This is a genomic window from Micromonospora sp. C95 (assembly GCF_018070465.1).
In the GTDB taxonomy this organism is placed as follows: Bacteria; Actinomycetota; Actinomycetes; order Mycobacteriales; family Micromonosporaceae; genus Micromonospora.
The window spans coordinates 292,364-311,911 of the sequence record NZ_JAGPXT010000004.1 but is presented as its reverse complement, the minus strand read 5'-3'; the positions used below and the strand labels follow the sequence as shown (position 1 = coordinate 311,911).

Annotated in this window: 19 protein-coding genes; 7 read left to right on the top strand and 12 right to left on the bottom strand. The window is 73.9% G+C overall.

The window, feature by feature from the left end; translation table 11 throughout:
* The first annotated feature begins 29 nt into the window (after nt 1-29).
* Nucleotides 30-311 carry a GNAT family N-acetyltransferase gene (locus tag KBX00_RS07625; protein WP_301547543.1) on the top strand — a complete coding sequence of 94 codons (282 nt, stop codon included), beginning with the start codon at nt 30-32 and terminating at the stop codon, nt 309-311.
* On the opposite strand, the gene KBX00_RS07620 is transcribed toward KBX00_RS07625, so the two are convergent.
* A complete protein-coding gene (locus tag KBX00_RS07620) occupies nt 295-1,827 on the bottom strand; it encodes a glycoside hydrolase family 3 protein (RefSeq protein WP_210824649.1) in 1,533 nt (510 codons plus the stop codon). The genes KBX00_RS07625 and KBX00_RS07620 overlap by 17 nt on opposite strands.
* A gap of 214 nt (nt 1,828-2,041) precedes the next feature.
* On the opposite strand from KBX00_RS07620, the gene KBX00_RS29155 reads away from it, so the two are divergent.
* From KBX00_RS29155 to KBX00_RS07605, 4 genes are all read left to right on the top strand, one after another.
* Nucleotides 2,042-2,164 carry a hypothetical protein gene (locus KBX00_RS29155; protein WP_301547483.1) on the top strand — a complete coding sequence of 41 codons (123 nt, stop codon included), beginning with the start codon at nt 2,042-2,044 and terminating at the stop codon, nt 2,162-2,164.
* Nucleotides 2,165-2,237: 73 nt separating this feature from the next.
* The gene (locus tag KBX00_RS07615; protein WP_210824648.1) at nt 2,238-3,188 is read left to right on the top strand and encodes a TIGR03557 family F420-dependent LLM class oxidoreductase; all 951 of its coding nucleotides are present in this window, start codon (nt 2,238-2,240) and stop codon (nt 3,186-3,188) included.
* A gap of 47 nt (nt 3,189-3,235) precedes the next feature.
* Nucleotides 3,236-4,867 carry an ATP-dependent DNA helicase RecQ gene (locus KBX00_RS07610; RefSeq protein WP_210824787.1) on the top strand — a complete coding sequence of 544 codons (1,632 nt, stop codon included), beginning with the start codon at nt 3,236-3,238 and terminating at the stop codon, nt 4,865-4,867.
* A gap of 68 nt (nt 4,868-4,935) precedes the next feature.
* Nucleotides 4,936-5,439 carry a hypothetical protein gene (locus KBX00_RS07605; protein WP_210824785.1) on the top strand — a complete coding sequence of 168 codons (504 nt, stop codon included), beginning with the start codon at nt 4,936-4,938 and terminating at the stop codon, nt 5,437-5,439.
* A 114-nt stretch (nt 5,440-5,553) separates the two neighbouring features.
* Here KBX00_RS07605 and KBX00_RS07600 read toward each other — a convergent pair whose 3' ends face one another.
* The gene (locus KBX00_RS07600; RefSeq protein ID WP_307868240.1) at nt 5,554-6,318 is read right to left on the bottom strand and encodes an ABC transporter permease; all 765 of its coding nucleotides are present in this window, start codon (nt 6,316-6,318) and stop codon (nt 5,554-5,556) included.
* Nucleotides 6,311-7,276: an ATP-binding cassette domain-containing protein gene (locus KBX00_RS07595; RefSeq protein ID WP_210824646.1), complete on the bottom strand. Its 966-nt coding sequence runs from the start codon at nt 7,274-7,276 to the stop codon at nt 6,311-6,313. The genes KBX00_RS07600 and KBX00_RS07595 overlap by 8 nt, the downstream gene beginning before the upstream one ends.
* A 94-nt stretch (nt 7,277-7,370) precedes the next feature.
* Between KBX00_RS07595 and KBX00_RS07590 the strand changes: the two genes are divergently transcribed.
* A complete protein-coding gene (locus KBX00_RS07590; protein ID WP_307868238.1) occupies nt 7,371-8,147 on the top strand; it encodes a TetR/AcrR family transcriptional regulator in 777 nt (258 codons plus the stop codon).
* A gap of 9 nt (nt 8,148-8,156) precedes the next feature.
* Here the strand turns inward: KBX00_RS07590 and KBX00_RS07585 are convergent, their stop codons facing one another.
* Genes KBX00_RS07585 through KBX00_RS07550 form a run of 8 tightly spaced genes read right to left on the bottom strand, consistent with a single transcriptional unit; the run spans nt 8,157 to nt 16,810 of the window.
* Nucleotides 8,157-9,140: a DNA topoisomerase IB gene (locus KBX00_RS07585; protein ID WP_210824641.1), complete on the bottom strand. Its 984-nt coding sequence runs from the start codon at nt 9,138-9,140 to the stop codon at nt 8,157-8,159.
* Nucleotides 9,124-10,077, bottom strand: coding sequence for a glycosyltransferase family 9 protein (locus KBX00_RS07580; RefSeq protein WP_210824639.1), 954 nt, complete (start codon nt 10,075-10,077; stop codon nt 9,124-9,126). Before KBX00_RS07580 ends, KBX00_RS07585 begins: the two co-directional genes overlap by 17 nt.
* Nucleotides 10,074-10,769 (bottom strand): SDR family oxidoreductase, encoded by a 696-nt coding sequence (locus KBX00_RS07575; RefSeq protein ID WP_210824637.1) that lies wholly within the window; start codon nt 10,767-10,769, stop codon nt 10,074-10,076. Before KBX00_RS07575 ends, KBX00_RS07580 begins: the two co-directional genes overlap by 4 nt.
* A 55-nt stretch (nt 10,770-10,824) precedes the next feature.
* On the bottom strand, nt 10,825-12,252 hold the full coding sequence (locus tag KBX00_RS07570) for a PfkB family carbohydrate kinase (RefSeq protein ID WP_210824636.1): 1,428 nt from the start codon (nt 12,250-12,252) through the stop codon (nt 10,825-10,827).
* Nucleotides 12,253-12,262: 10 nt separating this feature from the next.
* Nucleotides 12,263-12,916: an SIS domain-containing protein gene (locus tag KBX00_RS07565; RefSeq protein ID WP_210824634.1), complete on the bottom strand. Its 654-nt coding sequence runs from the start codon at nt 12,914-12,916 to the stop codon at nt 12,263-12,265.
* Entirely contained in the window at nt 12,913-14,133 is a 1,221-nt protein-coding gene (locus KBX00_RS07560) for a glycosyltransferase (RefSeq protein ID WP_210824633.1), read from the bottom strand. Before KBX00_RS07560 ends, KBX00_RS07565 begins: the two co-directional genes overlap by 4 nt.
* A complete protein-coding gene (locus KBX00_RS07555; protein WP_210824631.1) occupies nt 14,124-15,095 on the bottom strand; it encodes a glycosyltransferase in 972 nt (323 codons plus the stop codon). Before KBX00_RS07555 ends, KBX00_RS07560 begins: the two co-directional genes overlap by 10 nt.
* A complete protein-coding gene (locus KBX00_RS07550) occupies nt 15,092-16,810 on the bottom strand; it encodes an HAD-IIIA family hydrolase (protein WP_210824630.1) in 1,719 nt (572 codons plus the stop codon). Before KBX00_RS07550 ends, KBX00_RS07555 begins: the two co-directional genes overlap by 4 nt.
* A gap of 326 nt (nt 16,811-17,136) precedes the next feature.
* Between KBX00_RS07550 and KBX00_RS07545 the strand changes: the two genes are divergently transcribed.
* Nucleotides 17,137-17,904, top strand: coding sequence for a polyprenol monophosphomannose synthase (locus KBX00_RS07545; protein ID WP_210824628.1), 768 nt, complete (start codon nt 17,137-17,139; stop codon nt 17,902-17,904).
* A gap of 16 nt (nt 17,905-17,920) precedes the next feature.
* Here KBX00_RS07545 and KBX00_RS07540 read toward each other — a convergent pair whose 3' ends face one another.
* Complete coding sequence (locus KBX00_RS07540; protein WP_210824626.1) at nt 17,921-19,534, bottom strand: NAD(P)/FAD-dependent oxidoreductase; 1,614 nt, start codon at nt 19,532-19,534, stop codon at nt 17,921-17,923.
* Between the last annotated feature and the right edge of the window lie 14 nt (nt 19,535-19,548).

Sequence of the window (19,548 nt, the reverse complement as noted above, 5' to 3'; positions counted from 1 at the left end):
GAGCGGCGATGGACAATGCAGGGGTGAGCATGCTGGTCGAGGACAACCCCGCCAAACACCGCTACGAGATCCTGGTCGACGACGCGTTGGCCGGCTTCACCGCGTACCTGCCCCGCGAACAGGTGCTGATCTTCACGCACACCGAGGTGGACTCGGCCTTCCAGAACATGGGCGTCGGCTCGGCGCTGATGCGTGGCACACTCGATCAGGTCCGCGCGCAGGGGCAGCGGGTGGTGCCACGCTGCCCCTTCATGGCCGCCTTCATCGAACGCCATCGCGAGTACGCCGACCTGGTCACCAGCCCGGACTGACCGGGCCGCCGGCGAGCAGCTCGGCCGCGGCCCGACCGGCGGCCCGGGTGGCGCCGTGGGTGGCGATGTGCACCGCCCCGGTGACCAGCGCGGGCACCCCGAGTTCGACGACCACCGCGTCGGGGCGGGCGGTAAGCGCCCGGTCGACGGCGGCCCGCATCCAGGCGTGCCGGTGCAGGTCGCGCACTACAAGCACCAGCGGCCGGCCGGCGGCACCGGCGGCCGGGTCGGCCGGCGCCGACTGCTCGACGTGTCGGACGCTTGTGGTGCCCGGCACGAGGGCGGCCAGCGGTGCCGCCACCCCCCAGGGGGTCGCCGAACCGATCGCGATGTTGTGCGGCGGCTGGAACTCCACCACGTGCGCCGGGCCGGACAGCGGCAACGGGGCAGCCGTGGCGTCGTTGGCGGTGACCCGCACGGCCCGCCGCGCCGCGACCAGCCCGACCGCTGAGCCGCCGGTCGGGCCGGCGGAGCGGGCGGTACGGGCAGCCACCGTCCAGGCGGCGAGTTGGCCGACCCGCTTGGCCGCCTCGGTGAGTCTCTCCTCGGGCAGCTCACCGGCGACGACCGCGTCGACGATGGCGTCGCGCAGGTGGCGGGCCGTCTCCTCGTCGGCGTGCTCGCCGCCGACACAGATCGCGTCCGCACCGGCGGCCAGGGCACGCACGGCCGCACCGGCGAAACCGTAGCGGTCGGCGACCGCGCCCATCTCCACCGCGTCGGTCACCACCACCCCGTCGAAGCCCATCTCCTCGCGCAGCAGGCCACCCAGGATGCGGGCGCTCAGGGTGGCCGGCAGGTCGGGGTCCAGGGCCGGCACCAGCAGATGCCCGGTCATCACCGCCTGCACGCCCGCCGCCACGGCGGCCCGGAACGGGGCCAGTTCGACGGCGTGCAGCCGGTCCCGGTCGGCGTCGATGCGGGGCAGGTCGTGATGGGAGTCGACACGGGTGTCACCGTGGCCGGGAAAGTGCTTCGCGCAGGCGGCGACGCCACCGGACTGCAGGCCGCGTACCCAGGCGGTGGTGTGCCGGGCGACGAGCGACGGCTCGGCGCCGAAGGACCGGACGCCGATCACCGGGTTGTCCGGGTTGGAGTTCACGTCGACGTCGGGCGCGTAGTTGAGGGTGACACCGGCGGCGGCGAGTTCGGCGCCGAGATCGCGGGCCACCTCCTCGGTGAGCGCCGGGTCGTCGACCGCGCCGAGTGCCAGGTTGCCCGGTCGGGAGCTGCCCAGACCGGACTCGATGCGGGTGACGTCGCCGGCCTCCTCGTCGATGGCGACGATCACGTCCGGTCGCTCCGCCCGCAGCGCGGCGGTCAGCGCGGCCACCTGGCCGGGATCGACGACGTTGCGGCTGAACAGCACCACCGAGCCGAGGCCGTCGCCGAGCCAGCGGCAGATCCAGGCGGGTGGGACGGTGCCGACGAAGCCGGGCTGCAGGACCGCGGCCGCCAGCGTCGCCAGGTTTCCGTTGCGCTCGACTCGATGATTCACTCGCTGCCGCTCGCTCATGCCGGCACTCCGCTTCGCTGCGTGCCGCCATGAGGCACCGCCGCGCTGAGTCGATGATTCACTCGCTGCCGCTCGCTCATTCGGCGCTGTACCCCCGCGTGTTCCGCCGTGGACTCCCGCCGGCCGGCGGTGCAGACATGGTCACACCGCGCCACCCCAATAGTCAATAAACCTTACAGTTGCCTTGGGAGCGCTGCACCGCGACAGTGCGGGTATGGACCCCGTGCTGCTGGCCGACGCGACGAGCCCGACCGACATCCCCGGCGTACGCCTGCTCGGCCTGGTGGTGGGCGGTCTGCTGCTGCTGATCGCCATCCGGGCGATGTTCCGCCGCTGAGCCCGCCCGGTGTGATCGGCGCCCGCCGGGGTACCGCGTGCCGCACAGGCACCAGCGGGCCGAGGGAGTGAAGATGAAGATCGGATATTTCCTGTCCACCGAGGAGTACCCGCCGGCCGAACTGCTCGACCAGGCCCGGGCCGCCGAGCGGGCGGGCTTCGGAGCGCTGTGGATCTCCGATCACTACCACCCCTGGATCGACGCCCAGGGGCAGAGCCCCTTCGTCTGGTCGATGCTCGGCGCGCTGAGCCAGGTCTGCCGGCTGCCCGTCACCACCGCCGTCACCTGCCCGACCGTACGCATCCACCCGGCGGTGCTCGCCCAGGCCGCGGCGACCACCTCGGTGCTGCACGCCGGCCGGTTCGTCCTCGGGGTGGGCTCCGGCGAGGCGCTCAACGAGCACATCCTCGGCGGTGCGTGGCCGCCGGCCGGCGTCCGGCTGGAGATGCTCGAGGAGGCGGTCGAGGTGATGCGCAAGCTGTGGCGCGGCGGCTTCGTCAACCACCACGGCCGGCACTACCAGGTGGAGCACGCCCGGATCTACACGCTGCCGGAGACTCCCCCGCCGGTCTACGTCTCCGCGTTCGGGCCCAAGGCGGTGGACCTGGCCGCCCGGATCGGCGACGGTTTCGTCAACACCATGCCCGACGCCGACCTGGTGCGCCGGTTCCGGGACAACGGTGGGGGCGACAAGCCCTGCCAGGCCGGTTTCAAGGCCGCGTACGCGCCGACGGTCGAGGAGGGCATGCGACTGGCGTACGAGCGCTGGCCGACCGAGGCGATTCCCGGTGAGCTGCTCCAGGTGCTGCCCTCGCCCCGGCACTTCGAGCAGGCCGCCACGCTCGTGGATCCGGCGGCGATGCGCGAGGCGTTCGTCTGCGGCAGCGATGCCGACGCCCACCTGGCGAAGATCGAGGCGTACGCGAAGGCCGGGTTCGACGAGGTCTACGTCGCCAACACCGGGCCGAACTGGCCGGGGCTGCTCGACCTGTACCAGCGCGAGGTGCTGCCCCGGCTGCGTTGATCAACCCGGGTTTCGGCGTGGAGCCGCCCGGGTACCTGCGGCCTTCGATGAAGCTGACCACGCACTCGATGTCGCTGCGTCGCGCCGCGCGCAGCCTGTTCGGTTGGACCGCCCTGCGGCCCAACCAGTTGGCCGCGATGCGGGCCGTGATGCGCCGCCGCGACGCCCTGGTGGTGCTGCCCACCGGCGCCGGCAAGTCGGCGATCTACCAGATCCCGGCCAGCCTGATCCCCGGACCGACCGTGGTGATCTCACCGCTGCTGGCGCTCCAGCAGGACCAGATCGCCGCGCTCAACGAGCGGCAGCGGGCGGAACTGCGCGCGGTCCGGATCAGTTCGGACGAGACCGCGGCCCAGCAGGCCGAGGCAATCGTCGAGATCCGCGAGGGGCGGGCCGAGTTCCTCTTCATCACCCCGGAGCAACTGGCCAACCCCGAGCGGCTGGCCGAGGTGCGCGCGTTGAAGCCGGCGCTCGTCGCGATCGACGAGGCGCACTGCATCTCCGCCTGGGGCCACGACTTCCGCCCGGACTACCTGGCCCTCGGGCAACTCATCGAGGGCATCGGCCGGCCACCGGTGGTGGCGCTCACCGCCACCGCCTCCCCGCCGGTACGCGACGACATCGTCGATCGGCTGCGGCTGCGCAAGCCCGAGATCGTGGTGTCCGGCCTGGACCGGCCCAACCTCTTCTTCGAGGTGGCGCACTGCCCCACCGAGGACTACCGGTGGCGGCGGCTGATCGCCCTGCTGCGCGACGACGAGCGGCCCGGCATCATCTACGTGCCCACCCGTCGCGCCGCCGAGGAACTGTCCGCCCGGCTGACCGACGCGGGCTATCCCGCGCAGTACTACCACGGCGGGATGCCGGCCAACGCCCGGGCCCGGCTGCACGAGGCGTTCCTCGCCGACCAGGTGCCGATCATGGTGGCGACCTCGGCCTTCGGCATGGGCATCGACAAGCCCAACATCGCCTGGGTGGTGCACATGGCACTGCCCGACTCGCCGGACAGCTACTTCCAGGAGATCGGCCGGGCCGGCCGCGACGGTCAGCCCGCCCGGGTGCTGCTGCTCTGGCAGGCCGAGGACGTCGGGCTGCAACGCTACTTCAGCGGTGGCCTGCCCGACGCCACGGAGCTGCGTGATCTGGCCGCGTTGCTGCGCAAGGAGCCGACCACCCGCAAGGAGCTGCGCGAGATGACCGGGCTCGGCCCGCGCAAGCTCGGGCAGTACCTCGCCCTGCTGGAGCAGGTCGGCGCCGCCCAGCAGGCGGCGGGACAGCGGGTCGGCGCACCCCGTTACGCCCCCACTCCGGTCGACGCGGCGGCGGCCGCGGTGGCCGAGGCGGAGCGGCAGCAGAGCCTGACCCGGTCGCGTACCGACATGATGCGGGCCTTCGCCGAGACCAACGCCTGCCGGGGCCAGACGTTGCTGGCCTACTTCGGCGAGCAGATGACCGAGATCTGCGGGCACTGCGACAACTGCCACGCCGGCACCAGCGTGCCCGACGACGGTTCGGTGGGTCCGTTCCCGGTGCACAGCCAGGTGCGGCACGCCGAGTGGGGCTCCGGCCTGGTGCTCAGCTACGAGGAGGGTCGGATGACGGTGCTGTTCGACGAGGTCGGGTACAAGACGCTGTCGGTCAGCGTGGTGTCCGAACAGGGTCTGCTGACCCTGGACTAACCTGAGCCGCACCGCCGCCGGCGGTACGGGCTGACGAGGACGTGAACGACGAGCGGGAGGGGCGGGTCGTGATCGAAGAACCGGCGTACACCGGTTTCGGTTTCTCCGACGAGGAGTGGGGGCTGCTGGTCGGCCTGCCACAGTCGGTGCTCACCGCGGCGAGCGCCGCCGAGTCCGACGGCACCAAGGCGACGATGACCGAGGGCGCCGCCGGCTTGGAGACCATCTCCGGCGGGCGGGAGTCGGCCAGTCCGCTGGTGGCCGCGGTGGCCGGCGAGATCGTCACCCGGGTCGGCGACCCGGAGGCCGGCGAGGAGATGCCGGTCATCGAGCCCGCGGACCCGCGCGGCTACGCCGAGGACGTGCTGGGCCGGGCCAAGGAGGCGTCGGCGCTGCTGGCGGCCAAGGTGGACGAGGGCGAGGCGGGCGCGTACCGGCACTGGCTGGTGGCGATCGCCGAGCAGGTGGTCGGCGCGGCCAGCACCGGCGGCGTACTCGGCCTCGGTGGCACCGAGGTCAGCCCCTCCGAGCGCCGCTTCCGCGACCGCCTGGCCCAGGTCCTCAACGACTGACCCCTCCCCCGGGCCTCACCCCCCTTTTTCGCCCTGTTGATCATGAGGTTGGCGGCGGTCTTGATCTCCGCCAGTGCCGCTAACCTCATGATCAACGAGGTGGGGGTGGGCGGGTCAGGCGATTCGGCGGGGGAATAGGAGGGCGGAGAGGAGCACGGCGAGGGCCAGTAGGGCGAGGCACCAGGCGGCCGCCCGGGTGGGTGCCGTGCCGACCGGGGTGTTCAGGAGCAGGCCGCGTAGGGACTCGATGACCGGGGTGACCGGCTGGTGCTCGGCGAAGCCCCGCAGCCAGCTGGGCATAGTCTCGACCGGCACGAAGGCACTGCTCGGGTACGGCAGGAACATCACCAGGAAGGTGTAACCGTTGGCCGCCTCCGGGGTCCGGGCCAACAGGCCGAACGCCGCCGACAGCCAGGACACCGCCAGCAGGAACAGCAGCAGCACCCCGGCGGCGGCCAACCAGCGCAGCGGCGCGACGGCCGGCCGGAACCCGATGGCCACGGCCACCCCCAGCACCAGCACCGTGGAGACCGTGTTGCGGGCCACGCTCGCCACCACGTGCCCGGCGAGGATCGAGGTGGCGCCCACGTCCATCGTGCGGAGCCGTTCGATCATGCCGTTGGTCAGGTCGGTGGTGACGCTGACGGCTGTGCCGGCCGCCCCGAAACCGGCACAGAGCAGCAGCACCCCGGGCACCACGTAGGTCACGTACGCCGAGCCGGTGTCGATCGCCCCGCCGAAGAGGTAGACGAAGAGCAGCATCAGGATCACCGGCAGCAGCAGCGAGGTGAGCAGCGCGTCGACGTTGCGCCGGGACAGCCGGACGCAGCGGCCGATCATCACGGCGGCGTGCATCGGCCGGACGGTCAGCTCAGACACCGGCCACCTCCCGCTCGGGGTTCACCGGCCGGCCGGTGAGGGTGAAGAAGACGTCGTCGAGGGTCGCCTCCCGGACGGTGAACCGGACCACCCCGTGCCGGTCCGGATCGACCTCGTCGAGCAGGCCACGTACCTGGGGAGCGCTGCCGTCGGTGGCCACCGACAACGTGAGCCGGGCCGACTCGTGGTGGGTGACCCGATCGCCCAACCGCCGGGCCGCCTCGGCGAGCCCGGCGGCGTCGCGCCAGGTCAGCTCCAACCGCTGGGCACCGAAACGCCGTTTCAGCTCGACCGCCGTCCCCTCGGCGGCGAGCCGACCGCCGTGCAGCACCATGATCCGGTCAGCCAGGCGGTCGGCCTCCTCCAGGTACTGCGTGGTGAGCAGCACCGTCACCCCGGCACCGGCCAACTCGCCGATCACCTCCCACAGCCCCTGCCGGCTGCGCGGGTCGAGACCGGTGGTCGGCTCGTCCAGGAAGATCACCGACGGGGCACCGACCAGGCTGGCCGCCAGGTCGAGGCGACGCCGCATCCCGCCGGAGTACGTCACCACCCGCCGCTCGGCGGCGTCGGTCAGGTCGAAACGGTCCAACAGGGCGGCGGCGCGGGCGCGGGCCGCCGAGGCGCGCGACCCGGCGAGGCGGGCCAGCATGGTCAGGTTCTCCAGGCCGGTCTGCCCGTCGTCGAGCGCCGCGTGCTGACCGGCGAGGCTGATCGCCCTACGTACCGGTCGCCGCTTGCGCACCACGTCGTGGCCGGCGACCCGGGCGGTACCCGAATCCGGCCGGGTGAGCGTCGCCAGGATACGCACGGTGGTGGTCTTGCCGGCCCCGTTCTGGCCGAGCAGGGCATGCACCCCGCCGGTGGGCACCCGCAGGGTCAGCCCGTCGAGCACGACGAGGTTCCCGAAGGACTTGCGCAGGTCGACCAGCTCGACCGCTGGTGGTCCGTGCACCATGAGCACCCTCCCTAATCTGCGTATTGCATACGCTCTTATGCGTAGACCATACGCAGAAGTTATGCTTGCGGTCAACGCTGGCCTGGGAGGTGGAGTGGGCGAAGACGTCGAGCTGCCCGAGAACGTCGCGCTCGCCTGGGGGCTGCGGGACCGCCCGAGCCGTGGCCCGAAGCGCAGCCTCAGTCTCGACCAGGTGGTCGCCGCCGGCATCCAGATCGCCCAGGCCGAAGGGCTGGCGGCGGTGTCGATGAGCCGGGTGGCAGGCGAACTCGGCGTGGCGACGATGTCGCTGTACCGGTACGTGCCGACCAAGCACGACCTGCTCGACCTGATGGTGGACACCGCGTTCGGCCCGCCACCGCACCCCCGTGGCGCAGCTGAAGGCTGGCGGCCGGCGCTGGCCCGATGGGGTGAGGGAAACGTCGCCGCGCTGCGCCGGCAGCCCTGGATGCGACACGTGCCGATCAGCGGACCACCGATCAACCCGAACCAGGTGCGCTGGCTGGAGTACGGGCTGGCGGCACTGCGCGGCACCGGGTTGCGCGCCAGCGAGCGGATCGCCGCGATCATGCTGGTCAGCGGGTACGCCCGCAGCTGGGCCACGCTCACCGCCGACATCGCCGAGGCCGCCGCCCGGACCGGGCGGACCCCCGAAGAGGTGGGCCTGCGCTACTGGCAGCACCTCGCCGTGCTCACCGCCCCCGGCCCCTACCCGGCGATCCACGAGCTGCTGAGCGAGGACGGCGAGTACGACGACGACGTCGACCTCGAATGGCGGTTCGGGCTGGGCCGGATCCTCGACGGCGTGGCAGCCATGATCGAGACCCGGGCCACCGACCCGTCCGGCTCCGGTCCGCCCGACGGTGGTTGAGCCACCCGGTCAGGCCCGCGCCAGCAGGGTCAGCACCGCCCGCTCGGCCTGCTCCGGCGAGGTCTCCCCGGTCACCGGAGCGACCACCCCGTCGTGGAACAGGTCCACCACCCTCGGGTCCACGTACGAGGCCCGAGCCACCGTCGGCGTGTTGCCGAGCAGCTCCGCCACCTGTCGCATCACCGCCGCCACCGCCCGACGCCGAGCGGTGACCGAGCGGGCGGAGGCCAGTGCGGCCAACTCTGTCGCCGCCCGTACCGTCGCGTGCCAGGTGCGAAAATCCTTCGCGGTCATCTCGCCACCGCTGGCCTTGCGGAGATAGTCGTTCACCTCGTCGGCGCGTACGTCCCGCCACTGCCGGCCGTCCCAGTAGCCGAACAACCGCTCGGCCGCCCGCCGCCGCCGACGCAGGTCGGTGAGCACCCGGCACAACTGCGGGTCGGAGATCAGTCGGACCTGCTCGATGCCACCCTTAGCCGGGAACTCGAACAGCACACAACCCTGGCGCAGCCGGGCGTGCTCGGGGCGCAGGGTCGCCACCCCGAACGTCGGATCCTCGCCCGAGGCGTACTGGTCGCTGCCGACCCGGAAGGCGCCCATGTCGAGCAGCCGGGTCACCGTCGCCAGCACCCGCTCGCGGCGCAGCCCGCGTACCGTCAGGTCCTGGTCGACCCGCTCGCGCAGCAGCGGCAGCCGGCCCGCCACCTCCAGCACGTGGTCGAACTTCGCCTCGTCCTGCCGCTGCCGCCACAGCGGGTGGTAGAGGTACTGTTTACGGCCGGCCGCGTCGACCCCGATCGCCTGGATGTGCCCGTTCGGATACGGCGAGATCCACACGTCCCGCCAGGCCGGCGGGATGACAAGTGCGTGCAGCCGGGCCAACTCGTCGGGGTCGTCCACCGGCCCGCCGCGCGGGTCGACGAACGACCAGCCCCGGCCCCGCCGACGCCGCCGATATCCCGGCCGACCCGGATCGCTACGCCGCAACCGCACGGTCTACCCGCACCGCCCGCTCCACCTCGTCGACGGCGGCCAGCACCTCGTCCACGCCGAGGGCGACCATCGTGGGATGGTCACCTGTCCCGTCCCACTCCGGCCAGGCCCGCGCGCCGGCCCACAGCGCCCGGTGCCGTCGGCGCTCCGGCGGCGGCCCCCAGCGCGCCGGTGGAACCGGACCGAACAGCACCACCGACGGAGTGCGGTAGCCGGTGGCCAGATGCGCCACCCCGGTGTCCGCGCTGACCACCAGGCGCGCCCCGGCGATCAGCGCGGCGAGTTGGGCCAGGTCCGTCCGACCGGCCAGCACCGCCGTGGCGGGCAACCCGGCCCGGTACGCGGTACGGGCGACCAGATCCCGCTCCGACGCGCTGCCGGTGAGCACCACCCGGTGCCCCCGCCCGGCGAGTTCGCGGGCCAGGGCCGCATAGCGGGCAGCCGGCCACCGCTTGGCCGGCTCCTTCGAGCCCGGATGCAGCACCGTGAGGCCGTCGGCCGCCACCCCCGGCACCGGCCGACGCAGCTCCAGGTCAGTCGGGTCGGCCGGAATGTCATAAGCCCACAGCAGCCGGCACCAGCGCCGCACCTCGTGCTCGCCGTCGTCCCATTCCGGCCCGTCGCTGTGCGGTGCCTCGGCGTTGGCGAAGGCGAGCAGCCGGCCGGGACGGGCGGCGGCCAGCAGCCGGTGCGACCGCGGACCCCGGCCGTGCAGGTTGACCGCCACCGCCACCCGCTCGACGGGCCGGGCCAGCCGGTCCAGGCCGTCGGTGGGCAGCAGCCGGTCCACCCCGCCGACCAGCTCCACAAGCGGCCCCAGCCAGGCCGGCGCGGCGAGCACCAGTGGCTGGTCCGGGTACGCCGCCCGCAACGCCCGCAACGCCGGGACCGCTGTGGCGAGGTCACCGACGCCGAGGGCACGCAGCGCCAGGATCACGGGTACGACGTCTCCTGATCGGCACAGACCACCAGCTCGCGGATCGCGCAGCCGGCCGGCTGGGACAGGGCGAACATGATGGCCGCGGCGGTGTCGGCCGGATCGTTGAGGATGGCGTCCGCCCCCGGCCGGTACTGCGGGTCGCGCTCGTCGAAGAAGGCCGTCCGCATGCCGCCCGGGATGAGCAGTGTGACGCCGACCGTGCCGGCCAGTTCGGCGGCGAGCGCCCGGGTGAACCCGACCACCCCGAACTTCGCCGCGCAGTAGGCCGTCGCGTCGCTGACCGCCTTGACGCCGAGGGTGGAGGCCACCGTCACGACGGTGCCCCGGGACGCGGTCAGGAACGGCAGCGCGGCCCGGATCACCGCGGCGGTGGCCAGCAGGTCGACGGCGACGATCCGGTCCCAGGTCTCACCGGGCACGTCGGCGAGCCGACCGGGCACGTCGATGCCGGCGGCGGTGACCACCGCGTCCAGCCCGCCGACCCGTTCGGCCAGCTCGCGGGTGGCCCGCTCGGCGCCGCGACCGTCGGCCAGGTCGCACTCCACCCAGGGCACCCCGTCCGCCGGCGCCTGCCGGTCCAGCACCAGCGGTCGACCGCCGGCGGCGGCCACCGCCGCCACCACGGCCGCGCCCAGTCCACTGGAGCCGCCCGTGACCAGCACCGTCCGCCCGGTGGCGGGCGCGCTCACCGGACAAACCTCGTTCGCGACTGCGGGGCTCGCAACACCGGCTCACTCCTCCCGCTCACCGGACCACCTCCGTTCGGGTGGCCGTCGCGATCATCTCGGTGGTGGAGCGTCCGTCCAGGTAGGGCACCACCACCGGGTGACCGCCCCAGCGACGCAGGATCTCCGCCTCCGGCAGGTCGTCGCCGTCACCGCCGCCGGTGGCGTAGTCACCACCCTTCACCCAGACGTCCGGGCGCAGCCAGGACAGCGCCGCCACCGGTGTCGGCTCGTCGAAGATCATCACCGCGTCGACGCAGCTCAACGCGGCCAACAGCCGACTTCGGTCATCCTGGCGCATCACCGGCCGGTCCGGCCCCTTGAGGCCGGTGACGCTGGCGTCGGAATTGAGGCACACGATCAGGCAGTCGCCGAGCTGACGGGCGGCCTGCAACGTCGCGACGTGACCGGCGTGCAGCAGGTCGAAGCAGCCGCCGGTGGCGACGACCGTGCCGCCGGCGGCACGGACCCGGGCGACCACGGCGGCGGACGCGGCCACCCCGATCCGGTCACCGGCCACCGCGGCGTGCACCGCCTGCGGGGCGCGCCGCACCCGCGCGGGCAGCGCCGCCGCCACCCCGCCGTCCGCCACGTACGCCGAGGCCTCCGCCACCGCCTCCTGCACCGCCTCGGAGACCAACGCGCCACGGGCCAGGGCGAGGCCGGCCGCGACGGCGAACCGGTCGCCCGCCCCGCAGGTGTCCCCCTCGGCGGCCACCGGGGCCGGCACCATCAGCGGAGTCGACCCGGCGTGGCTGAGCAACGCGCCGTCGGCACCGAGCGTCACCGCGACCGCCCCCGCCCGCCACCGCTGCCGCAGCCGCTGCGCACCCTCGGCGGCGGTGGCCAACCGGGTGACGCCGACCGGTGCCTCCATCAGCTCCCGCACCTCCGCCTCGTTCGGGGTGACCAGGTTCGCCCCGGGTACCGCGGCGGGCCCACGGGGGTGTGGATCCCAGACCAGCGGGGCGCGGATCGAGGTCAGGGCCGCCCGCAGCGCCGGCTGCCGGGCCACCGCGCGGCCGTAGTCGCTGACCAGCACCACCGACGCCCGGTCCAACAGGCGCAGCACCGCCTCGCCCGGCTCCCCCAGCTCTCCCACCCCGCCGCCCCGGTCATGGCGCAGCAGCACCCGGCCCCCGGACCGCAGCCGGATCTTCTCCGGCGTCGCACCAGCCAGTCGCAACGGATACACCTGCACCCCGGCGGCGGCGAGCAGCACGCTCAGCCGGGCCCCGCCGGCATCGTCGGCCAGCGCGGTCACCAACACCACCTCGGCACCCTGTGCGGCGGCGAAGACGGCGGAGAGCCCGGCGCCGCCGGGCCGGTCCACGTGCGCGATCTCGTCGAGCACCGGCACCGGCGAGTCCGGACAGAGCCGGTTGACCACGCCCTCGACGTCGCGGTCGAGCAGGGTGTCGCCGACCACCACCACGGGTCCCGTCACGCTTGCCTCCTCACGCCTGCACCGGCCGGGCGGCACTGCCGTCCAGCACCACCTCGACACCGGCCCGCACCGCACCGGCCGCTGGCGCTGCCGGTGTCAGCTGGTCCGCCATCGCCTGCTCGACGTACTCGCAGAGCAGGTGGCTGGAGACCAGGTGCAGCTCCTGCACCACCTGGGTGTCCGGCGAGTCCACCGCGAGCACCTCGTGACACACCTCGGCGAGCGGGTTCGGCACTTTCCCGGTGAACGCCCAGCAGCGCAGGCCCGCCTCCCGACCGGCCCGCGCGGCGGCGAGCAGGTTGCCGCTGCCGCCGCTGGTGGACAGCAGCAGCAGCACGTCGTCGGACCGGCCGTGGGCCCGGACCTGCCGGGCGAAGACCTCCTCGTAGCCGTAGTCGTTGCCGATCGCGGTCAACGCCGACGTCTCGGCGTGCAGCGCTATTGCGGACAGCGGCTGACGGTCGTCACGCAGCTTGCCGACCAGCTCGGCGGTCAGGTGTTGCGCCTCGGCGGCACTGCCACCGTTGCCGGCGACGAGCAGCCGACCGCCGTCGGCGAGCCGCCGGGCCAGCACCGCACCCCACCGGGCGAGCAGCGGCTCGCAGCGCCGGAACGGCGGCAGCGCCGCCGTCAGGTGGGCCAGGTGCGCGTCGAGCAGGCTCATCGGGCCACCACCCGGGTCGGTCGGTGCACCGCGGCCACCTCGTGGTAGACCTCGGCGAGGCGCTGGGCGGTGACCGCCCACGAGTAGTGCCGGCGGGCCCGGGCCCGCGCCGCGCCCGCGTACGCGAACCGGCGGATCCGGTCGTCGAGCAGCGCCCGCAGCGCCTCACCCAGCGCGCGTGGATCCCGCGCCGGCACCAGGTCCCCGGTCACGCCGTCGACCACCGTGTCCCGCAGGCCGCCGACGGCGGTGGCCACCACCGGCACCCCGCACGCCATCGCCTCCAGCGGAGTCAGCCCGAACGGCTCGTACCAGGGCGCGGCGACCAGGATGTCCGCCGAGCGGTACCAGCGGCCCATCTCCTCCCGAGGCACCGCGCCCACCAGGCGGACCTGGTCGGCGACGCCGCAACTGCCGGCGAGCGCCCGCAGCCGCCGGGCGTACGGGTCGGTCTCCAGCAGACCGGCCGGCGGGCCACCGACCACCACACACTCGGCCTCGGGTACGTGCGCCATCGCCCGTACCACCGTCTGGAAGCCCTTGCGTTCCACCAACCGGCCCACGGTGAGGATCCGGGGTCGCCCGGACTCCCGCTCGGCGGCCGGCCCCAGCGGGGCGAACGTGGCCAGGTTGACCCCGGACGGGATGACGGTCATCGCCGACCGGGGCACCCCCATCCGGACCAGCTCACCGACCTCGTCGCGGCACTGTGCGACGACCCGGTCCACCGAACGGCCCAGCTGACGCTCGTAGCCGATCCGCCGGGCCGGGCTGGTGTCCTGCACGCCCTGGTGACGACGCTTCACCGCGCCGAGCGCGTGGTAGGTCTGCACCACCGGCACCCCGGTCTGCCGGCCGGCCTCCAGCGCGGCCAGCCCACTCATCCAGAAGTGTGCGTGGATCACCTCGGGCGCCCATTCCCCGCCCCGCCAGCGGTCGACGAGCCAGGCACCGAACGCGCGCATGTGCGGCAGCAGCGCGTCCTTCGCCACCGGCTCGGCCGGCCCGGCCGGCACGTGCACCACGTCGTAGCCGTCCGGACTGCGTACCGTCACCGGCAGGTCGACCGCGTCACGGCGGGTGTAGACCCGCACGTCGTGCCCGGCGGCGGTGAGTGCGGCGGAAAGCTCCGCGACGTGGGTGTTCTGGCCGCCGGCGTCCTCGCCGCCCAGGATGGCGAGCGGGCTGGCGTGCTCCGAGATCATCGCTATCCGCATACTTCCTCCTCCAGCAGCCGGTCCCAGTCGGCGAGGAAACGGTCGAGGCCGTAACGTTCACCAGCGGCGGCGCGCGCCTCGGCGCCGGCCACGCGCGCCCGCTGCGGTTCGGCGACGAACCGGCTGGCGGCCTCCAGCAGCGTGTCGACCCGGGTGGAGAGGGCACCGGCGGCCGGTGGCACCGCCATCACCGCCTCGGTGGTGGCCAGCGCCACCACCGGCATGCCCATCGCCATCGCCTCGATCAGGCTCAACCCCAGCGACGTCCACCGGCACAGGTGCAGGTACGCCCGACGGCGCGCCAACTCGGCGTGCATCCGGTGCTGCGGCACGTCGTCGTGGCTGGTCAACCGGTCGGCCGGCAGACCGAGGTGCTCGGCCAGGCCGGCCACCTTCATGCCGAAGACGTCGAGTGGGGCGATCTCGGCGAAGCGCGCCAGCAGGTCGGTGCCGGTGACCCGCCAGCGGCGTACCGGTTCGTTGATCACGACGGCGAGCCGGTCCAGTTCGCCGGTCCAGGCCGCCGTCGGCGCCACGATCCCGTGGTCGACGACCGTGGTGCGGGTGGTGCCGGTGTCCCAGAACAGCTCGTTGAACGCGGTCACGTGGGCGATGAGCAGGTCGTCCCGGTCGGCCAACGGGTGACGGCTGTCGGGGACCTGGCCGTCCTTCGGCGTGTTGTGCTCCACGTAGACGGCCGGCAGGTCCCGGCCGGGCCGGCGGCCCAGCCACTGCTCGGCCAGGTCGATCTCCTCGGGACGTTGCAGGATCACCACGTCGACGTCCGCGCGGCGCAACTGCTCCGGGCTCACCTCCGCGGCGCTCTCCGGCCAGGTGTACGTCCGGGCGCGACCCAGCCCGTACGGCCCCCGGTCCGGCGTGGCCGGGATCAGGTAGCGGTGCTTGCCGTGCACGAACGAGGTGGTCCACGAACCGTGCACGTGCCAGAGCAGGATGTTCATCGGCCGCCCCCACCGACCGTGGCCACCTCGGGTGCCGCCCGGGGCCCGGCCGGACCGGCCGGCACCCGGTCCGGCGCTACGCCCAGCAGCCGCAACGCCTCGCGCACGGCACCCGGCTCGATGTCGCTCAGGCAGGGGTGCCCGGGCACCGGACACCGGGCGGCCCGGGTGTCGCGGCAGGCGGCGGTGGCGTCGCCGAGGCGTACCGTCGGCACCCGCCACGGCCCCCACTGCCCGAAGGGGACGGTGGGGGCGAAGAGACTGACCACCGGCACGCCGTACGCGGCGGCCAGGTGCGCCGGCCCGGTGTTGCCGACCACCACCGCGCCGGCCCCGGCCACGATCCCGGCCAACTCGGCCAGGCCGGTCCGGCCACCGAGGTCCCGGCCGTGCCGTCCGGCGACCCGCGCGGTGAGGGCCCGCTCGGGTGGACCGCCGGTGACCACCACCCGGTACCCGGCGGCGCTCAGCTCGTCGGCGATCCGCTCGGCCACCTCGGGCGGGCAACCCCGGGCCGGTGCCGCCGAGCCGGGATGCAGCACCACGTAGCCCGGTTCGCCGGCCTCGGGTGGCGGCGGCGGGACCGGGCGCAGTCGCAGGTGCGGTTGGTCGCCCTCGCCGAGCGCGTAACCGGCGGCGGCGGCCAGCGAGAGGGCCCGCTCGGCCTCCGGCACGCCGACCGGCACCCGGTGCCGCACGTCCAGCAGGCTGCCCGGGTAGTCGTCGCTGACGGCCGCGATCCGGGCCACCCCGGCCATCCGTAGCAGCAGGGCCAGGGGCAGCGGCGACTGGTGGAACGAGGTGAAGATGACGGCCTCGTCGGCGGCCACCGCCGCCAGCCGGGTGACCAGAACCGCCATCTCCTGCGGGTCCACCGGAGCGGGGGCCGGGTCGATCCAGGGCAGCCGATGCTCGACCACCTCGTCGACGCCGGGCAGCAGATCGGCGGCGGCCCGGCCCCGGGGCCCACAGAGCAGCACCACCCGCTCGGCGCCGGCGGCGACCGCCCGGATGCCCGGTCCGGTCACCAGCACGTCCCCCGCCGAATCCGACCGCACCACAAGTACGGTGCGGCCGGCACCCGGGCGCCCCGGTGCCGACCGCCGGACACCTGTGGCGACGGCCCGGCTGCCCGCCCCCGGCTTCGCCGGGCTCAGCGAGGTCTGGCGTCGAAGGATCTCCGCGACGGCCGAGGGCAGGTCGGCGGCCACCCATGGGGCCGCCGCCACCTCCTCGGCCCGGGTCACCGGCGTCGGGACCAGGATGCCGGTCGCCCCGGCGGCCAGCGCCGCCGTGACGTCCCGACCGATGTCACCGATCAGGGCGCAGCGGGTCGGCACGGTCCCCAGCGCCCGGGCTGCGGCGTGCACCAGACCCGGCATCGGCTTGCGACACGCGCAGCCGTCCCCATCGTCGTGCGGACACACCTGCCAGGAGTCGAACGGGCCGAGCAGGGCCTCGATCCGGCGGTGCACCCGGTGCAACTGCCGCTCGGTGAACAGTCCCCGGGCCAGCCCGGACTGGTTGGTCACCACGGCGAGCTTCAGCCCGGCCGCCCGCAGCCGGTCCAGCGCCACCCGGGCCCCCGGCACCGGACGCACCTTGTCCGGATCCGAGTTGTACGGCACGTCCTCGACCAGGGTGCCGTCGCGGTCCAGCAGGACCGCGTCGAACAGCGACGGACCGCACACGGGTCGACCGGGCTCGGCCAGCATCCCCGCTGACCTGCGCTGATCCGGCTCCCCATGGTCCTGTCGCACGGGCGGCGGGTTCCCTGCGCCCCGGTGAGTAAACGTCACCGGGGACGCGGCTGAACGGACCGCGCACCGGCGACACCCGCACGGCCGCCCGCGGTTGGCCTTACCCGCGGTCCCTGAGAAGCTAACCCGGTGGCCCGGTGGCCGAGGCCACGGGCGGGGTACCGAGCGGCGGTGGCGCCGGACTGACCGCGGGGGCACGGCACCGGGGAGCCATTTCACCCCGGAAGGGACAAGTGGCTACGCTCACGGGGAACGCTGTCCGCATACCGAGGATGTCCCCCATGATCGAACCCGTCCAGTTGCCCTCGCCGTGGCGGGACGTCCGCCTGACCGTCGTGGTCCCGACCTACAACGAGGCGGGCAACCTGCCGACGCTTGTCGAGCGGCTCCTCGCGCTGCCACTGCCCGGCCTGAAGGTGCTGGTCGCCGACGACAACTCTCCCGACGGTACCGGTGAGGTCGCGGACAAGCTCGCCATCGAGCATCCGGAACGGGTGCAGGTCGTGCACCGGCCGGGCAAGGAGGGTCTGGGCCGGGCGTACGTGGACGGGATCGGCCGGGCCCTCGACGGCGGCGCCGAGTACGTGGCCCAGATGGACGCCGACCTGTCCCACCCGCCGGAGGCGTTGCCGGGCATGCTCGGCGCGCTGCTGTCCACTCAGGCCGGCGTGGTCATCGGCTCGCGCTACGTGCCCGGCGGCGAACTGGACGAGAACTGGCCGCTGTACCGGCGGGCGCTCAGCGGTTGGGCGAACCTGTACGTGCACACGCTGCTACGGGTGCGGATCCGCGACCTCACCGCCGGTTTCAAGATCTGGCGGGCCGACGCGCTGCGCGACATCGGACTGGAGCGGGTGCAGTCCAACGGCTACAGCTTCCAGGTCGAGATGCACTACCTGGCCACCAAGCTGGGGCACACCATCCTGGAGGTGCCGATCCGGTTCGAGGAGCGGCGCGACGGCGCCTCGAAGATGACCACCGCAACCAAGATCGAGAGCGCCCTGATGCCGTTCAAGCTGCGTACCCGGCACCGCAACATCGAGCCCTGACCGGTAGGCCCGGCGGTCATGCGTAGACGGCCCGGTTCGCGGTGGCGACCGCCCGGTGGTACCACCCGCCGGTGAGAGTTCGGTCCCGGGCCAGGGCGGCGCGGGCGGCGTTCGCGCCGGGTGCGCCGTGCACCCCGCCGCCGGGGTGTGCCGACGCGCTGGCCAGGAAGAGCCGGTCCACCGGGGTGTCGGCGCGACCGAGTCCGGGCACCGGCCGCAGGAACAGCTGCTGGTAGGGGGCGGCGGTGCCGCCGCCCAACGCACCGCCGACCAGGCTCGGGTCGGCCTCCTCCAGCTCGGCGGGGCCGGCCACGTGCCGGCCCACCACCAGGCTGCGGAACCCTGGGGCGGCGGTTTCCAGCACCGTCTCCATCCGCTCGACGTGGGACATGATGTCGTCGGCCCGCCAGTGCCGGCGAAACGGCAGGTGGGTGTACGACCAGAGCGACTCGGTGCCCGGCGGCGAGTGACTCGGGTCCGCCACCGACATCTGCCCCACCAGCAGGAACGGATCCGGTGGCAGCTCGCCCCGGGCCAGCCTGGCGGCGTAGCCGGTCAGCCCGCCGAGATCCGCCCCCAGGTGCACCGTGCCCACGGTGGACAGGCTGCGGTTCGTCCAGGGCACCGGGGCGGACAGCGCCCAGTCCACCTTCAGGGTGGAGCCGTCCCAGCGGAAGTGTTCCAGGTCGGCCACCAGTCGCGGGGGCAGCACGGCCGGGCCGACCAGATCCAGGTACAGGGCGGGCGCGGGCACGTCGGCGAGCACGGCCCGACGGGCCCGCCAGTTGGTGCCACCGACGGTGCGTACGCCCACCGCCCGCCCCCGGGCGACCAGGACCCGGTCCACCCGGGCGCCGTAGAGAATCCGGCCGCCCCGCTCGGTCAACCGGGCCACCAGCGCGTCGGTGATCTTCTGTGCGCCGCCTTCCGGGACCGGCCAGCCGACCTGCTGGCCGAGCATGGCGAGCAGCCAGCCGTAGACGCCGGAGCCGGCCTCCTCGGTGGACAGGTCGGTGTGCAGGGCGCAACCGGCGAGCAACGCCGGCCCACCGGCACCGGCGAACAGTTCCTCGCCGAGCCGGTTCACCGGCAGCACCAGCCGCCGGGCCAGCCGCAGCGCGCCACCGACCCGCAGCCGGCGCAGCAGGCCGAGGCCGCCGCGGACCGGCGGGAACGGAGTGGTGATCAGCTCCAGCATCGGTTCGGCGATCTGCCGCCACTGCGCGTACGCGGTCAGCCAGCGCTCGCCGTCGCCGGGGGCGAAGGTCTCCAACGACGCCGCCGTGACGTCGGGGTCGCGGTTGAGCACGGCAGCCCGGTCGTCGCCGAACAGGTGGGCCAGCACGTCGGGGGCGTGCCGCCAGGTGAGCCCGTACCGGGTCAGGTCGAGCCCGCGCAGCACCGGCGAGGCGTAGCCGAGCGGGTAGAACGAGCTGAACAGGTCGCTGAGGTAGCCGGGTGCGGTCACCTCGGCCGAGCGGACCGCCCCGCCGGGTACCCCGGTCGCCTCCAGCACCAGCACGTCCCAACCCGCGTCCGCCAACAGGTTGGCGGCGACCAGGCCGTTGTGTCCGGCACCGACGATGACGGCGTCGGCCCGCTCGGCACCGGCGGAACCTGGCGAGGTCATCCGAGGACGCTACC

Coding starts and splice junctions, on each gene's coding strand:
- KBX00_RS07625 (WP_301547543.1), top strand. CDS start 30: ATGCTGGTCGAGGACAACCCCGCCAAACACCGCTACGAGATCCTGGTC.
- KBX00_RS07620 (WP_210824649.1), bottom strand. CDS start 1,827: ATGAGCGAGCGGCAGCGAGTGAATCATCGAGTCGAGCGCAACGGAAAC.
- KBX00_RS29155 (WP_301547483.1), top strand. CDS start 2,042: ATGGACCCCGTGCTGCTGGCCGACGCGACGAGCCCGACCGACATCCCC.
- KBX00_RS07615 (WP_210824648.1), top strand. CDS start 2,238: ATGAAGATCGGATATTTCCTGTCCACCGAGGAGTACCCGCCGGCCGAA.
- KBX00_RS07610 (WP_210824787.1), top strand. CDS start 3,236: ATGAAGCTGACCACGCACTCGATGTCGCTGCGTCGCGCCGCGCGCAGC.
- KBX00_RS07595 (WP_210824646.1), bottom strand. CDS start 7,276: ATGGTGCACGGACCACCAGCGGTCGAGCTGGTCGACCTGCGCAAGTCC.
- KBX00_RS07565 (WP_210824634.1), bottom strand. CDS start 12,916: ATGAGCCTGCTCGACGCGCACCTGGCCCACCTGACGGCGGCGCTGCCG.
- KBX00_RS07560 (WP_210824633.1), bottom strand. CDS start 14,133: ATGCGGATAGCGATGATCTCGGAGCACGCCAGCCCGCTCGCCATCCTG.
- KBX00_RS07555 (WP_210824631.1), bottom strand. CDS start 15,095: ATGAACATCCTGCTCTGGCACGTGCACGGTTCGTGGACCACCTCGTTC.
- KBX00_RS07550 (WP_210824630.1), bottom strand. CDS start 16,810: ATGCTGGCCGAGCCCGGTCGACCCGTGTGCGGTCCGTCGCTGTTCGAC.
- KBX00_RS07545 (WP_210824628.1), top strand. CDS start 17,137: ATGATCGAACCCGTCCAGTTGCCCTCGCCGTGGCGGGACGTCCGCCTG.
- KBX00_RS07540 (WP_210824626.1), bottom strand. CDS start 19,534: ATGACCTCGCCAGGTTCCGCCGGTGCCGAGCGGGCCGACGCCGTCATC.